Annotated in this window: 13 protein-coding genes and 1 pseudogene; 12 read left to right on the top strand and 2 right to left on the bottom strand. The window is 72.0% G+C overall.

Annotation, left to right across the window (positions count from 1 at the left end):
* Positions 1-4: 4 nt before the first annotated feature.
* Entirely contained in the window at positions 5-934 is a 930-nt protein-coding gene (locus ACZ60W_RS20160; protein WP_469756687.1) for a hypothetical protein, read from the bottom strand.
* A 234-nt stretch (positions 935-1,168) separates the two neighbouring features.
* Here ACZ60W_RS20160 and ACZ60W_RS20155 point away from each other — a divergent pair, with 234 nt between their 5' ends.
* A complete protein-coding gene (locus tag ACZ60W_RS20155; RefSeq protein WP_469756686.1) occupies positions 1,169-1,801 on the top strand; it encodes a papain-like cysteine protease family protein in 633 nt (210 codons plus the stop codon).
* A gap of 5 nt (positions 1,802-1,806) precedes the next feature.
* Entirely contained in the window at positions 1,807-2,574 is a 768-nt protein-coding gene (locus ACZ60W_RS20150) for a hypothetical protein (RefSeq protein ID WP_469756685.1), read from the top strand.
* Positions 2,575-3,076: 502 nt separating this feature from the next.
* Here the strand turns inward: ACZ60W_RS20150 and ACZ60W_RS20145 are convergent.
* On the bottom strand, positions 3,077-3,841 hold the full coding sequence (locus tag ACZ60W_RS20145; RefSeq protein WP_469756684.1) for an SDR family NAD(P)-dependent oxidoreductase: 765 nt from the start codon (positions 3,839-3,841) through the stop codon (positions 3,077-3,079).
* 58 nt (positions 3,842-3,899) lie between these two features.
* On the opposite strand from ACZ60W_RS20145, the gene uvrC reads away from it, so the two are divergent.
* From uvrC to ACZ60W_RS20095, 10 genes and pseudogenes are all read left to right on the top strand, one after another.
* Positions 3,900-5,885, top strand: a complete 1,986-nt coding sequence (uvrC, locus tag ACZ60W_RS20140; RefSeq protein WP_469756683.1) for an excinuclease ABC subunit UvrC — start codon at positions 3,900-3,902, stop codon at positions 5,883-5,885.
* Complete coding sequence (rapZ, locus tag ACZ60W_RS20135; RefSeq protein ID WP_469756682.1) at positions 5,882-6,859, top strand: RNase adapter RapZ; 978 nt, start codon at positions 5,882-5,884, stop codon at positions 6,857-6,859. Before uvrC ends, rapZ begins: the two co-directional genes overlap by 4 nt.
* Positions 6,856-7,881, top strand: coding sequence for a gluconeogenesis factor YvcK family protein (locus ACZ60W_RS20130; RefSeq protein ID WP_469756681.1), 1,026 nt, complete (start codon positions 6,856-6,858; stop codon positions 7,879-7,881). The genes rapZ and ACZ60W_RS20130 overlap by 4 nt, the downstream gene beginning before the upstream one ends.
* The gene (gene whiA / locus ACZ60W_RS20125; RefSeq protein ID WP_469756680.1) at positions 7,872-8,861 is read left to right on the top strand and encodes a DNA-binding protein WhiA; all 990 of its coding nucleotides are present in this window, start codon (positions 7,872-7,874) and stop codon (positions 8,859-8,861) included. Before ACZ60W_RS20130 ends, whiA begins: the two co-directional genes overlap by 10 nt.
* Positions 8,862-9,025: 164 nt before the next feature.
* Complete coding sequence (locus ACZ60W_RS20120) at positions 9,026-11,977, top strand: M14 family metallopeptidase (protein ID WP_469756679.1); 2,952 nt, start codon at positions 9,026-9,028, stop codon at positions 11,975-11,977.
* 218 nt (positions 11,978-12,195) lie between these two features.
* Positions 12,196-13,206 (top strand): type I glyceraldehyde-3-phosphate dehydrogenase, encoded by a 1,011-nt coding sequence (gene gap, locus ACZ60W_RS20115; RefSeq protein ID WP_469756678.1) that lies wholly within the window; start codon positions 12,196-12,198, stop codon positions 13,204-13,206.
* A gap of 104 nt (positions 13,207-13,310) precedes the next feature.
* Positions 13,311-14,522, top strand: coding sequence for a phosphoglycerate kinase (locus ACZ60W_RS20110; RefSeq protein ID WP_469756677.1), 1,212 nt, complete (start codon positions 13,311-13,313; stop codon positions 14,520-14,522).
* 7 nt (positions 14,523-14,529) lie between these two features.
* Positions 14,530-15,306 carry a triose-phosphate isomerase gene (gene tpiA, locus ACZ60W_RS20105; RefSeq protein WP_469756676.1) on the top strand — a complete coding sequence of 259 codons (777 nt, stop codon included), beginning with the start codon at positions 14,530-14,532 and terminating at the stop codon, positions 15,304-15,306.
* Positions 15,307-15,403: 97 nt separating this feature from the next.
* Positions 15,404-15,634 (top strand): preprotein translocase subunit SecG, encoded by a 231-nt coding sequence (gene secG, locus ACZ60W_RS20100; RefSeq protein ID WP_376480544.1) that lies wholly within the window; start codon positions 15,404-15,406, stop codon positions 15,632-15,634.
* A gap of 77 nt (positions 15,635-15,711) precedes the next feature.
* Positions 15,712-15,792 (top strand): annotated as a pseudogene (locus ACZ60W_RS20095) (RNA polymerase-binding protein RbpA); the annotation flags it as partial.

Here is a 15,792-nt window from a genome sequence, read left to right as displayed (position 1 = left end):
GGCGCTACTCCCAGTCCCAGTCGATCCCCAGGATCCCCGGACGCACACCCTGCTCCACGAGGTGCACCGTGCGGTGCCGGCCGCTCAGGGTCAGCTCCGCACGGCCCCCGCGCGGAGCCCCCGCCGAAGCCTGCGCGAACCGCCGGCAGCGCACCGGCAGCGCCGCCTCGTCGAAGCGGACCTGGAGCGCGTACTGCCCGCCGGCGAAGCTGAACCCGCGCACGTACTCCCCGCTCGGCCCCGCCGTACCGTCCTCGAAGCCGTACGAGAACAGGTGCGTGTCCCCGGCCCGCAGCCGCGCGTCGAAGAGCAGTTCCACCACCAGCACACCGGTCCCGCCGTGCCACCGCACCCGCCCCGTCCGGCAGTTCTCCACCGCGCGCACCGTCACCCGGGACGGATCGCAGCCCGGGTCCCCGTGGTGGATCGCGAGATAGCGGTCGACGCCGTCCCGGTGCGCCCGCACCACGTGCTGCGACTCGCGCCCCACCAGTTCGCGCGCCGCCCCGATCCGCACCCGCTCGTGGTGGCCCACCGTGTGCAGCCCGCCGTCCACCGGGCACTCCAGCTCCGCGAGCAGCTCCTCGACCGAGCCCGACGCCTCCACGAGCGAGCGGTACGAGCGGGCCGCCGGCCGCTCCACGTCGGACCGGCCCGCCGCGTCCCCCGACAGGAGCCGCAGCAGCGAGTTCCCCGGCAGCTGGAGCACCTCCTCCAGGACCCGGACGGCCCTGAGGGACTCCGGCCGCTGCGGGCGGCGGGCCCCCTGCTGCCAGTAGCTCAGACTCGTCACCCCGACCCGGACGCCCCGGTGCGCGAGATGGTGCTGGACCCGCTGGAGCGGCAGTCCGCGCACCGCGAGCGCCGTGCGCAGCGCCAGATGGAAGGGACCGGTGTGCAGCAGCTGCGCCAGATCGGCCTCGGTGTGGCTCACGAGGACTCCTCAGTGAACGTTCACGACGGGAGCGGGGACCGTCGCGCCGCGTGGGGTGGGCGGGCAGGTGGGCCGAGGGCGTCCGTTCACACCCGGGTCACACCGTTCACAGTCCGATGTCACCCCGCATTGAAGCGTGTTGACCGGATCAGGACAACGGAAGATGCTCCTGACCAGCGTCCGGACGCGCTCCTCCACCCCCACATCCCCACCCCCCGCCCTGGGAGGAACGCGATGCGCAGCAGAAGACTGTCCCTCGCGGCTCTCGCCGCAGCCGCCCTCTTCCTCGTCCCCGCCACCTCGGCCTCCGCCGCCCCCGCCACCTCGGCCCCCGTCACCTCGGCCCCCGTCACCTCCGCCTCCGCCGGCGAGGGCGCGTCCGCCCTCGCCTCCAAGCGCCTGAACATCACCATGCAGGCGCAGCAGAAGACCAACTGGTGCTGGGCCGCGAGCGGCAACACCATCGCCACCTGGTTCGGCCGGAACTACAGCCAGAACCAGTTCTGCAACGCCGCCTTCAACCGCCAGCAGGGCTACGACTGCCCCAACTGGCAGGCCACGCTCGCCAACGTCCAGACCGGCCTGAGCTGGGCCGGCGTACGCCCCGGCTCGTACGTCGACGGCTGGCTCCGCTACTCCACCGTCCAGACGGAGATCAACGCCGACCGGCCCGTCGAGACCCGGATCCAGTGGTCGAGCGGAGGCGGCCACATGCACGTCCTGTACGGCTACGACGACTCCGGCAGCTGGGTCTACTGGGGCGACCCCTGGCCCTCCAGCGACCGGTACAACTGGGCCTCGCACGCCTGGTACGTCGACAACGGCTCGTTCTCCTGGACCCACTCGCTCTACCGGATCGGAGCGTGACCACGATGAACGCACGCGTCACGGCCGCCGGCCTCCTCACCGCCGCCCTCCTCGCCCTCGGAGCCGCCCCGGCCACCGCCGCCGGGGGCCCGCCGCCCGCGCCCACCGCGGAACAGGCCGCCTCCGCGCCGGGGACCCTGGACACCCTGGCCCGGTTCTTCGCCCGCGACGGCGCCCTCGCCCGCTCCGCCGCCGCCCCGCGCGTCGACGGCGGGTCCGTCCCCGTCAGCCTCCTCTCCCCGGACTTCGTCGCCGGAAAGCCCGGCGCGCCCGTCGCCCGCGTAGAGTTCCGCGCCAGCCGTGCCGTCGCCGCCGACGGGCAGACGGCCTCCCTCTGGACCGTCCGGCAGCCGGACGGCTGGCAGGTGGTCAACATCGCCACCGGCGACGACGAGATCCGCTACGCGGAACAGGGCGCCCGTCTCCTCCCCGGCGGCCTCGTCTTCCGCGAGCCCCAGATCGACGCCTGGTACGTCCAGAAGGGCGCCAGGGTGCTGCCGCTCGACGAGGACGCGGTACGTGCCGTCGGCCGCGGCGGCACGACCCTCTCCGCCTACCGCGACCGGGTCACGCGCGCGTACGCCGACAAACTGCCCGGCTCCGCCTACGCGAGGAAGGGCGCCGCGGGCGGGTACGGCTCCGCGCCGTCCGCCCCGTCCGTGCCGGAGTCCTCCTCCTCCGCCGTCACCGCGGCGGGCGCGGGTGCCGTCGTCGCCGTCGCCCTCGGCGCCGCCGTCGCGATACGCCGCCGCCGGGGCTCCCACCCGGCCTGACCGACCGCCCGCCACGGCGCCGCCCCCACCGGCCACCGTGGCGGGCCTCCTTCTGCCCCCTCACCGCCGCCCCACGGGACCGGCGCCGACGTGCCCCCGTCGTGGGCAACTGTTCCGCGGGGGCGGTGCCCGCCCCTGGGACGGGCCGGTGCCACCTTCGTTGTGGGCATTCGTTCCGCTGGGGCGGAACGGGTGGGCTCAACGGAACGGCGCCCCCTGCCGGGCCTAGGCTTCCGCGCCTGGGCCCGCACCCCGTTGTGCGGCGCACAGCTGGTGCGGGTCCAGGCACAAGGGGCGGAGGCGCCGCCAAGGGCGCCGTCCCGTGTGCCCACCCTCCCCCAAGCTCTCGGCTTCGCTCGAGCAGGGGGGACCCCCATCGCCCCAGCGGGACGATTGCCCACACCGGGGGTGCGGCCAGCCTCAGCCGGGCGCCCCGGCTCCGGGGCGGGTCACACGGGGGGCGGGGCAGGTTCCGGCCCCCGGCTCGGGCCGCGCGGGCGGGTCAGTGGGCGAGGTAGCCGCCGTCGACGGGGAGGACGGCGCCGGTGACGAAGGAGGCGTCGTCGGAGGCGAGGAAGAGAATCGCGGAGGCGACCTCGTCGGGCGTGCCGAACCGCGCCATGGGGTGCCCGCGGAGGGCCCCGGCGAGGTACTCGGGCCCGCCGGGCTCGTGGCGGGCGGCGGCGACGCGTTCGGTCTCGATGGTGCCGGGGGCGACGGCGTTGACCCGGATCCCGTGCTGCGCCCATTCGACGGCGAGGTGTTTGGTCAGGCCGGAGGCGACGAACTTGGCGGGGCCGTAGACGGCCTGCCGGGCCTGGCCTGCGACGCCGGAGACGGAGGAGGTGCAGACGATGGCGCCGCCGCCCGAGACGAGCATGGCCTCGATCGCGTATTTGCAGGTCAGGAACATGCCACGGCCGTCGACGGCCATGACCTCGTCGAAGTCGGACGCCTCGGCCTCGGTCACGGAGAGCAGCGGGATGACGCCGGCGTTGGCGACGAGGACGTCGATCCGGCCGAAGCGGTCGACGGCGGTGCCGATCATGCGCCGGGCGTCGTCCGCGCGGGAGACGTCGCCGGTCACCGGGACGACGCCCGTCAGGGTCGCGAGGCGGTCGGCGTCGCGGTCGGCGGCCACCACGCGGGCCCCTTCGCGGAGGAACCGTTTCGTCGTCGCCCGCCCGATGCCGCTCGCCGCGCCCGTGATCACGCACACCCGGTCCGCGAGCCGTCCCGGGGCCGTTTCCGCCTCATGATTCGCCATGCCCGGCCAACGAGCGCGGGCGGCCGGAGTGTCGGTGTGCGCCAGTAGGGTGGGGACCATGGCAGACCCCTCGAGCTACCGCCCCAAGCCGGGTCAGATCCCCGACTCCCCGGGGGTCTACAAGTTCCGCGACGAGCACCGCCGGGTGATCTACGTCGGCAAGGCGAAGTCGCTGCGGCAGCGGCTGGCGAACTACTTCCAGCCGCTGACGAGCCTGCACCCGCGCACGGCGACGATGGTCACGACGGCCGCGTCGGTGGAGTGGACGGTGGTCTCGACGGAGGTCGAGGCGCTGCAGCTGGAGTACACCTGGATCAAGGAGTTCGATCCCCGGTTCAACGTCAAGTACCGGGACGACAAGAGCTATCCGTACCTGGCGGTGACCCTCGACGAGGAGTTCCCGCGGGTCCAGGTGATGCGCGGCCACAAGAAGAAGGGCGTGCGGTACTTCGGGCCGTACGCGCACGCGTGGGCGATCCGCGAGACCGTCGACCTGATGCTGCGGGTCTTCCCGGTCCGCACCTGCTCGGCGGGTGTCTTCCGAAACGCGGCGTCGGCCGGCCGGCCCTGTCTCCTCGGCTACATCGGCAAGTGCTCGGCGCCGTGCGTCGGCCGGGTCTCGCCCGAGGAGCACCGCGAACTGGCCGAGGAGTTCTGCGACTTCATGGCGGGCCGGACGGGCACGTACCTGCGGCGGCTCGAGAAGCAGATGACGATCGCGGCCGAGGACATGGAGTACGAGAAGGCGGCCCGGCTGCGGGACGACATAGAGGCGCTGCGGCGGGCGATGGAGAAGAGCGCCGTCGTCCTCGGCGACGCCACCGACGCCGACCTGATCGCCCTCGCCGAGGACGAGCTGGAGGCCGCCGTCCAGATCTTCCACGTCCGCGGCGGGCGCGTGCGCGGCCAGCGGGGCTGGGTGACCGACAAGGTCGAGGCGGTGGACACGGCGGGGCTCGTCGAGCACGCGCTCCAGCAGCTGTACGGCGAGGAGACCGGCGAGACGGTCCCCAAGGAGGTCCTGGTCCCGGCGCTGCCGGAGGACACCGGGGCGGTCACCGCCTGGCTGACCGGCCGCCGCGGGTCCAACGTCTCGCTGCGCGTCCCGCAGCGCGGCGACAAGAAGGACCTGATGGAGACGGTCGCGCGCAACGCCCAGCAGGCGCTCGTCCTGCACAAGACCAAGCGGGCCAGCGACCTGACCACGCGCTCCCGGGCGCTGGAGGAGATCGCCGAGGCGCTGGACCTGGACTCGGCGCCGCTGCGCATCGAGTGCTTCGACATCTCGCACCTCCAGGGCGAGGACGTCGTGGCGTCGATGGTCGTCTTCGAGGACGGTCTGCCCCGCAAGAGCGAGTACCGCCGCTTCCAGATCAAGGGCTTCGAGGGGCAGGACGACGTCCGCTCCATGCACGAGGTGATCGGCCGCCGCTTCAAGCGCTACCTCGCCGAGAAGGACCGGACGGGGGAGTGGGGCGCCACCGACGGGGAGGTCCCGGCGGAGGACCCGCAGGACGACGGCCGGCCCAAGCGCTTCGCGTACCCGCCGCAGCTCGTCGTGGTCGACGGCGGGCAGCCGCAGGTCGCCGCGGCCCGCCGGGCCCTGGACGAGCTGGGCATCGACGACATCGCGGTCTGCGGGCTCGCCAAGCGGCTGGAGGAGGTGTGGCTGCCCGGCGAGGACGACCCGGTGGTCCTGCCGCGCTCCAGCGAGGGCCTCTACCTCCTCCAGCGGGTGCGTGACACTGCTCACGACTTCGCCATCCGCTATCAGCGCTCCAAGCGCACGAAACGCATCCGTACCAGCCCCCTCGACGCCGTCGCCGGACTCGGCGAAACCCGGAAACAGGCGTTGATCAAGCATTTCGGCTCGGTGAAGCGGCTCCGGCAGGCGACAATCGAGCAGATCTGCGAGGTTCCCGGCATGGGCCGGAAGACCGCGGAGGCGGTCGTCGTGGCCCTCGCGGCGGCGGCTCCGGCCGCGCCCGCCGTGAACACGGCGACAGGAGAGATCATGGAAGACGACGGGGGCGGCACGGCATGACCGCGCACGAGCAGGACCCGAACGAAGAGCAAGGCCGGCACGACCGAGAAGACGGAGCAGGACACGTGAGTACGGGCACGAAGGAGACCCCCGGCGACAGCGGCGCCGAGGCGGCCATTCCCGAGCTGGTGATCATCTCCGGCATGTCCGGGGCCGGCCGGTCCACCGCGGCGAAGTGCCTGGAGGACCTCGGCTGGTTCGTCGTGGACAACCTGCCGCCCGCGCTGATCCCCACCATGGTGGAGCTCGGCGCCCGCTCCCAGGGCAACGTCGCCCGGATCGCCGTCGTCGTGGACGTCCGCGGCCGGCAGTTCTTCGACAACCTCAGGGAGTCCCTCGCCGACCTCGACGCCAAGCAGGTCACCCGCCGGATCGTCTTCCTGGAGTCGTCCGACGAGGCCCTCGTCCGGCGCTTCGAGTCGGTCCGCCGGCCGCACCCGCTCCAGGGCGACGGCCGCATCACCGACGGCATCGCCGCCGAGCGCGACCTCCTGCGCGAGCTGCGCGGCGACGCCGACCTGGTGATCGACACCTCCAGTCTCAACGTCCACGAGCTGCGGGCCAAGATGGACGCCCAGTTCGCCGGCGACGAGGAGCCCGAGCTGCGGGCCACCGTCATGTCCTTCGGCTTCAAGTACGGACTGCCCGTGGACGCCGACCTCGTCGTCGACATGCGCTTCCTGCCGAACCCCCACTGGGTTCCCGAGCTGCGTCCCTTCACCGGCCTCAACGAGGAGGTGTCGAACTACGTCTACAACCAGCCCGGCGCCAAGGAGTTCCTGGACCGCTACACGGAGCTGCTCCAGCTGATCGCCGCCGGGTACCGCCGCGAGGGCAAGCGGTACGTCACGGTCGCCGTGGGCTGCACGGGCGGCAAGCACCGCTCCGTGGCCACCGCCGAGCGCCTCGCCGCCCGTCTCGCCGCCGAAGGCGTCGAGACCGTCGTCGTCCACCGGGACATGGGGCGCGAGTGAAGCCGTACCGCCGGCGTGCCTCCACCCTCACGGTGCGGCGCACGCTCCGCAGGCGCGGTGCCCAGCCCAAGGTCGTCGCGCTGGGCGGCGGCATGGGCCTCTCGGCCTCCCTCGCCTCGCTCCGCCGGATCACCGGCGACCTGACCGCCGTCGTCACCGTCGCCGACGACGGGGGCTCCAGCGGCCGGCTCCGCGAGGAGCTCGGCGTGCTGCCCCCGGGCGATCTCCGCAAGGCGCTCGCCGCGCTCTGCGGGGACGACGACTGGGGCCAGACCTGGGCCCGGGTCATCCAGCACCGCTTCCAGTCGAAGGGCGAGATCAACGGCCACGCCGTCGGCAACCTGCTGATCGTCGCCCTCTGGGAGCAGCTCGGCGACCCCGTGCAAGCCCTGGACCTGGTGGGGAGGCTGCTCGGCGCCCAGGGCCGGGTGCTGCCCATGTCCGCCGTGCCGCTGGAGCTCCAGGCCCTGGTCAAGGGGCACGACCCGGAGCGGCCCGACGACGTGGACACCGTCGCCGGGCAGGCGACCGTGGCGCTCACCCCGGGCGAGGTGCAGTCGGTGCACCTCGTGCCGAACGACCCGCCGGCCGTGCCCGAGGCGGTCGCCGCGGTGCTCGACGCGGACTGGGTGGTCCTGGGCCCGGGTTCCTGGTTCTCCTCGGTGATCCCGCACCTCCTCGTCCCCGAACTCCTCGACGCCCTGGCCGAGACGAAGGCCCGGAAGGTCCTCTCGCTGAACCTCGCGCCGCAGCCCGGAGAAACAGAGGGCTTCTCCCCGCAGCGTCATTTGGAGGTTTTGGGACGACACGCCCCTAAACTCGCCCTGGACGTGGTGCTCGCCGACGAGGCGGCCGTGCCCGACCGCGAGTCCCTCGCCGACGCCGCCAAGCGGCTCGGCGCCGCGGTCGAGCTGGCGCCGGTGGCCGGGCCCGACGGCTCCGCGAAGCATGACCCGGAGCTGTTGGCCGCCGCGTACGACCGTATTTTTCGGATGCATGGAAGGATCGGCCCATGGCGATGACGGCAGCGGTGAAGGACGAGATCTCCCGGCTCCCCGTCACCCGGACCTGCTGCAGGAAGGCAGAGGTCTCGTCGATCCTGCGGTTCGCGGGCGGGCTGCACCTGGTGAGCGGCCGCATCGTGATCGAGGCGGAGCTGGACACGGCGATGGCGGCCCGCCGCCTCAAGCGGGACATCCTGGAGATCTTCGGACACAGCTCCGAGCTGATCGTGATGGCCCCCGGCGGACTGCGGCGCGGCTCGCGCTTCGTGGTGCGCGTGGTGGCCGGCGGCGACCAGCTGGCCCGCCAGACGGGTCTGGTGGACGGCCGGGGCCGTCCCATCCGGGGCCTGCCGCCGCAGGTGGTCTCCGGCGCGACCTGTGACGCGGAGGCGGCCTGGCGCGGCGCCTTCCTCGCCCACGGCTCGCTGACGGAGCCCGGCCGGTCCTCCTCCCTGGAGGTCACCTGCCCGGGGCCGGAGGCGGCCCTCGCCCTGGTCGGGGCGGCCCGCCGGCTCTCCATCGCGGCCAAGGCCCGCGAGGTGCGGGGGGTGGACCGGGTCGTCGTCCGCGACGGCGACGCGATCGGCGCCCTGCTGACCCGGCTCGGCGCGCACGAGTCGGTGCTCGCCTGGGAGGAGCGGCGGATGCGGCGCGAGGTCCGCGCCACCGCCAACCGCCTGGCCAACTTCGACGACGCCAACCTGCGCCGCTCGGCCCGCGCGGCGGTCGCCGCCGGGGCCCGGGTGCAGCGCGCGCTGGAGATCCTCGCCGAGGAGGTGCCCGAACACCTGGCCGCGGCCGGCCGGCTCCGCATGGAGCACAAGCAGGCATCGCTGGAGGAGCTCGGCGCGCTCGCCGACCCGCCGCTGACCAAGGACGCGGTGGCCGGCCGGATCCGCCGGCTGCTCGCGATGGCCGACAAGCGGGCGCAGGACCTGGGGATTCCCGGGACCGAGTCCAACCTCACCGAGGAGCTCGACGACACCCTGGTCGGCTGACCGGACCCCCGTCCGGACGGAATCGCGAACTCCACGCTGCCGGTGCCTTTCTGAGGCACCGGCAGCTTTTTCGTACACCCCGCGAGGCACCCTTGACAGGCCCATGGGCGCCCATGAGCCTGGCGTCTGTTCACCTTCGTGGCAGACAACAGCAAGGGGGGCTCATGGGACGCAGAGCGAGATCGATCCTCGCCGCGGCTTCACTGCTGATCGCGGGAGTGGCGGCGGCACCCGTCGCCGGAGCGCAGCCGAACGACCGGGACGGCGGTGACGCCCTCTCCGTGTGGCGCGCCACGGTGAGCAAGGAGCAGGTACCGCTGCTCCTCGACGCCGGTGCCGACGCCCACGAACTGACCGAGCAGGTGCCCGCGAAGGGCTCCGCCACGGTCGAGCTCTTCCTCACCGGCCGCCAGGCCGGGCAGCTGCGCGGCCAGGGCGTCGAGCTCGCCGAGCACAGCCTGACGGCCCAGGCCGAGAAGCGGGTCGCGGCCGCCGGGGACGGCGTCTTCCGCCCGTACGGCGGCCCGGACGGCCTCAAGCAGGAGATCCTGGACACCGCCCGGGCCAACCCCGGCCTCACCAAGGTCGTCTCCCTCGGCAAGACCCTCAAGGGCCAGGACATCCTCGCGCTCAAGGTCAGCAAGGGCGCGCAGCGCGCGAAGGACGGCTCCAAGCCGGCCACGCTGTACATGTCCAACCAGCACGCGCGCGAGTGGATCACCCCCGAGATGACCCGGCGGCTGCTCCACCTCTACCTCGACGGCTACGGCAAGGACGAGCGGATCACCCGGATCGTCGACTCGACCGAACTGTGGTTCGTGCTCTCCGCCAACCCGGACGGCTACGACTACACGCACGCCGACCCCGCCAACCGGCAGTGGCGCAAGAACCTGCGCGACAACGACGGCGACGGGCGGATCGGCCCCGGCGACGGCGTCGACCTGAACCGCAACTTCGCCTACAAGTGGGGCTACGACAACGAGGGTTCGTCGCCCGACCCGGCGGACGAGACCTTCCGCGGCAAGACGGCGATGTCGGAGCCCGAGACCAGGGCCTTGGACGCCTTCCAGAAGCGCATCGGCTTCGCGTACGGCATCAACTACCACTCCGCCGCCCAGCTCCTCCTCTACGGCGTGGGCTGGCAGGTCGCCACCGACACCCCCGACGACGTGGCCCTGAAGGCCCTCGCCGGCACCCCGCAGAACTCGGCCGTGCCCGGCTACCGCCCCCAGGTCTCCTCGGAGCTGTACATCACCAACGGCGAGGCGGACGGACACGCCGCCAACGTCAACGGGATGCAGATGTTCACCCCGGAGATGTCGACCTGCGCCACCGCCTCCCGGGTCGACCCGAACGACGCCTGGAACCCGGCCGACTGCGCCTCCGTGTTCACCTTCCCGGACGACGAGAAGCTGATCCAGGCCGAGTTCGCCAAGAACATCCCCTTCGCGCTCGCGGTCGCCGAGACCGCCGCCCATCCGGACCGGCCCGTCTCCCCGGTCGGCATCGAAGCCCCCGACCTCACCCCGAAGACCTTCACCTCCTCCTACGCCCGCGGCGGAGGGCAGGAGGTCGCCGTCACCGCGCGCAGGTCCCTGCGCGACAAGACCCTGAAGTACCGGATCAACGGCGGCCGCACCCACAGCGAGGGGCTCCACGCCTGGAAGGGCGGCGAGACGTTCGGCGGCGAGGACAACCTCTACTTCGACGAGTACCGCGCCGAGGTCGAGGGCGCGCGCCCTGGCGACTCCGTCGAGGTCTGGTTCACCGCCCGCACCCGGGAGGGCCGGGCCACCTCCTCCGCCCCCTTCACCTACCGGGTGGCCGCGCGTCCGCGCGGCGACGTGCTCGTCCTGGCCGACGAGGGCGGGACGACCGCGGCCCTGCACTCCGCCGCGTACGTGAAGGCGCTCGCCGCCAACGGCCGCGGTTCCGCCGTCTGGGACGTCGCGACCCAGGGCACCCCGGACGCCCTCGGCGTCCTCTCCCACTTCCGCACCGTCGTCTGGTACACCGGCGCCGAGCGGCCCTCGGGGGCCACCCAGCTCGCCGTCCGCGACTACCTCAACGAGGGCGGCAAGCTGATCAACGCCGGTGAGAAGTCCGGCGGTCTCACCCAGATCGGCCGGGCCGAGTCCAACGACTTCGCCCAGTACTACCTCGGCGCCTACCACCGCGCGGGCCTCAAGAACCCGCCGGCCTTCGCGGGCAGCGGCTCCTTCGCCGGCTCCGCGGCCGGTCTGGCCGCCGCCGCCGACAACCCGCTGGACGACGCGGGCGCGTACACGGTCACCTCGGACACCCTGAAGCCGAAGCAGTTCCCGCAGTTCGCGAGCAGTGCCTCGGCCGGCGACTACCCGGGCATCCGCACGCCCTTCGAGCCCGCCGAGGGCTCCTCCTTCGCCGCGGTCAAGCACACCGACGGCACCTGGGCCCGGCTCAGCCGGACCGTCGACCTGACCGCCGTGACGGCCGCGCAGCAGCCGCGCCTCGGCTTCCAGGTCAGCTACGACACCGAGCCCGGCTACGACAACCTCGTCGTCGAGGCCCACACCGTCGGCCAGGACGACTGGACGACCCTGCCCGACCTGGGCGGCGGCACCTCCAGCGAGCCTCCGGCCGACTGCGGCGAGGGCTACTACGTCCGCGACCACCCCTTCCTCGCCCACTACCTGACCGTCGGCGAGGACGGCTGCACGGCGAGCGGGACCACCGGCTCCTGGAACGCCTTCACCGGCCCGTCCAACGGCTGGCGCCAGGCCGCCGTCGACCTGAGCGCCTGGGCGGGCAAGCGGGTCGAGCTGTCGATCTCGTACGTCTCCGACCCCGGTACGGGCGAGACGGGCGCCTTCGTCGACGACACCCGGTTCACCACCGTCTCCACCAGCGAGGCCGAGGGCTTCGAGACCTCCCTCGGCGTCTGGTCCACGCCGGGCGCCCCGGCCGGCAGCCCCGGCAACGGCTCGGACTGGACGCGCTCCGGCGCGCTCTTCCACTCGCAGGCCGCGGTCACCACGCGGGACACCGTCCTCCTCGGCTTCGGCCTGGAGCACGTGCCCGGCGAGGCGGAGCGGGGACGGCTCGTCGGCCGCGCCCTCGCGGTGCTCCGCCGCTGACGCAGAGTAGTGGGGACAAAGGTCCCATGACGGTCCGTACCCGTTGGTAGGTACGGGCCGTCGGCCATTTTCCCTCACTTTCCGGGCTCGTACGGCTGCGCTCGATGTCACTGCCCGGCGCCCGGGGGGGTAGGGTCGTAAGCGGTCGGGGACATCCCAAAAAACAAAAATCTCGCCGGCGTCGAGCACACCGGCGTACCTAACGAGGAGATCGGTTCGTGACGATCCGCGTAGGCATCAACGGCTTTGGCCGCATCGGCCGGAACTACTTCCGCGCGCTCCTTGAGCAGGGTGCTGACATCGAGATCGTGGCTGTCAACGACCTGGGCGACACCGCGACCACGGCCCACCTGCTGAAGTACGACACCATCCTGGGACGCCTCAAGGCCGAGGTCACCCACACCGCCGACACCATCACCGTCGACGGTCACACCATCAAGGTGCTCTCCGAGCGCGACCCGGCCGACATCCCGTGGGGCGAGCTGGGCGTCGACATCGTCATCGAGTCGACCGGCATCTTCACGAAGAAGGCCGACGCCGCGAAGCACCTCGCCGGCGGCGCCAAGAAGGTCCTCATCTCGGCTCCGGCCACCGACGAGGACATCACCATCGTCATGGGTGTCAACCAGGACAAGTACGACGCCGCTCGGCACGACGTCATCTCGAACGCGTCCTGCACCACCAACTGTGTCGCGCCGATGGCGAAGGTCCTCGACGAGAACTTCGGCATCGTCAAGGGCCTGATGACCACGGTCCACGCGTACACCAACGACCAGCGCATCCTGGACTTCCCGCACAAGGACCTGCGCCGCGCCCGCGCCGCCGCGGAGAACATCATCCCGACCACGACGGGTGCCGCGAAGGCCACCGCCCTGGTCCTCCCGCAGCTCAAGGGCAAGCTGGACGGCATCGCCATGCGCGTCCCGGTCCCCACCGGCTCCGCCACGGACCTGGTCGTGACCCTCGACCGCGAGGTCACCAAGGACGAGGTCAACGCCGCGTTCAAGAAGGCCGCCGACGACGGCGACCTGAAGGGCTACCTGTTCTACACCGAGGACCCGATCGTGTCCTCGGACATCGTGAGTGACCCGGCCTCCTGCACCTTCGACGCCTCCCTGACCATGGTCCAGGACGGCAAGACGGTGAAGATCCTGGGTTGGTACGACAACGAGTGGGGCTACTCCAACCGTCTCGTCGACCTCACCGTCTTCGTCGGCGGCCAGCTCTAGTATCTAGGGCGGGCTTTCGATGTGAGCAGGGCTCGGGCAGCGCAACGCCGCGCTGTGCGAGCCCTGTTTGTGTGCTCCACCGCGTACCAAGGAGTCAGTGACAGATGAAGACGATCGACGAGCTTCTCGCCGAAGGCGTCTCCGGCAAGCGGGTGTTCGTCCGCGCCGACCTCAACGTGCCGCTCGACGGCACCACCATCACCGACGACGGCCGCATCCGCGCCGTCGTCCCCACGGTCAAGGCGCTCGCCGACGCCGGCGCCCGCGTCGTCGTCGCCTCGCACCTGGGCCGCCCCAAGGGCGCCCCGGACCCGGCGTTCTCCCTCGCGCCGGCCGCGGCCCGCCTGGGCGAGCTGCTCGGCGCCGACGTGGCCTTCGCGACCGACACGGTCGGCGACTCCGCCACCGCCACCGTGGCCGGCCTCGCCGACGGCGGCGTCGCCGTCATCGAGAACCTGCGGTTCAACGCCGGCGAGACGTCCAAGGACGACGCCGAGCGCGGCGCCTTCGCGGACGCCCTCGCCGCCCTCGCCGACGTGTACGTCGGCGACGGCTTCGGTGCCGTGCACCGCAAGCACGCCTCGGTCTTCGACCTCCCGGCGCGCCTCCCGCACGCCGCGGGCTACCTCATCGCCACCGAGGTCGGCGTCCTGAAGAAGCTCACGGACGACGTCCGGCGCCCCTACGTCGTCGCGCTCGGCGGCGCCAAGGTCTCCGACAAGCTCGGTGTGATCGACCACCTCCTGGAGAAGGCCGACCGCATCCTCATCGGCGGCGGCATGGCGTACACCTTCCTCAAGGCCCAGGGCCACGAGGTCGGCATCTCCCTCCTCCAGGAGGACCAGATCCCGGCGGTCCAGGAGTACCTGAAGCGGGCCGACGCGCGCGGGGTGGAGTTCGTCCTCCCCGTCGACGTCCTGGTCTCGTCCGAGTTCCCGGACCTGAAGACCAAGGCCCCGGCCCACCCGACCACGGTCGCCGCGGACGCCATCCCGGCCGACCAGGAGGGCCTGGACATCGGTCCGGAGACCCGTAAGCTCTACGCCTCGAAGCTCGCCGACGCCGGAACCGTCTTCTGGAACGGTCCGATGGGCGTCTTCGAGCACCCCGACTACGCCGAGGGCACCAGGGCCGTCGCCCAGGCGCTCGTCGACTCCCCGGCCTTCACGGTCGTCGGCGGTGGCGACTCCGCCGCGGCCGTCCGCATCCTGGGCTTCGACGAGAAGGCATTCGGACACATCTCGACCGGCGGCGGCGCCTCCCTCGAATACCTCGAGGGCAAGAAGCTCCCCGGCCTCGTCGCACTGGAGGACTGACCGCTTTATGAGCACCCGCACCCCGCTGATGGCGGGCAACTGGAAGATGAACCTCAACCACCTCGAGGCCATCGCCCACGCCCAGAAGCTCGCCTTCGCCCTGACCGACAAGGACTACGACGCCTGTGAGGTCGCGGTCCTGGTCCCCTTCACCGACCTGCGGTCCGTCCAGACCCTGGTCGACGGCGACAAGCTGAAGATCAAGTACGGCGCCCAGGACATCTCGGCGCACGACTCCGGTGCCTACACCGGCGAGATCTCGGGCCTGATGCTGTCCAAGCTGAAGGCCGCCTACGTGGCCGTCGGCCACTCCGAGCGCCGCCAGTACCACGCGGAGAGCGACGAGATCTGCAACGCGAAGGTGAAGGCCGCCTTCAAGCACGGCGTGACCCCGATCCTCTGCGTCGGCGAGGGCCTCGACGTCCGCAAGGCCGGCGAGCAGGTCGCGTACACCCTCGCCCAGCTCGACGGCGGTCTGAAGGACGTCCCGGCCGAGCAGGCCGAGACGATCGTGATCGCGTACGAGCCGGTGTGGGCCATCGGCACCGGCGAGGTCGCCACCCCCGAGGACGCCCAGGAGGTCTGCGGGGCGATCCGCGGCCGTCTCGCGGAGCTGTACTCGCAGGAGCTGGCCGACAAGGTCCGCATCCAGTACGGCGGCTCCGTCAAGTCCGGGAACGTCGCCGCGATCATGGCGCAGCCGGACGTCGACGGCGCCCTGGTGGGCGGCGCGGCGCTGGACGCCGACGAGTTCGTCAAGATCGTTCGCTTCCGCGACCAGTGAGTATGCGGTAGCGGAGTTACGTCGTACCCTTGCGGGGGTCGGGCAGGTGCCCGGCCCCCGTCCGTATAAGTCCGAGGAAGTTGGTCCAGCCGTGGTTATGGGGTTCTCGATCGCCCTGATCATCTTCAGCGCGCTGCTGATGCTGCTCGTGCTGATGCACAAGGGGAAGGGTGGCGGCCTCTCCGACATGTTCGGTGGCGGAATGCAGTCCTCCGTGGGTGGCTCCTCGGTCGCCGAGCGCAACCTGGACCGGATCACCGTCGTGGTCGGTCTGCTCTGGTTCGCCTGCATTGTGGTACTCGGTCTCCTGATGAAGTTGGACGGGTAACTCCAATCACTGGACGCGCGTTGGGCCTTACGTAGACTGGGGCATCTTCGAGCACCATCACGCAGGGAGTTACGACCGTGGCAAGTGGCAACGCGATCCGGGGAAGCCGGGTCGGAGCGGGGCCGATGGGCGAGGCCGAGCGAGGCGAATCGGCACCG

It is taken from the genome of Streptomyces sp. NPDC104202, from assembly GCF_055584185.1.
The sequence above is the reverse complement of the archived record's forward strand: the minus strand, read 5'-3'. Positions and strand labels throughout refer to the sequence as shown.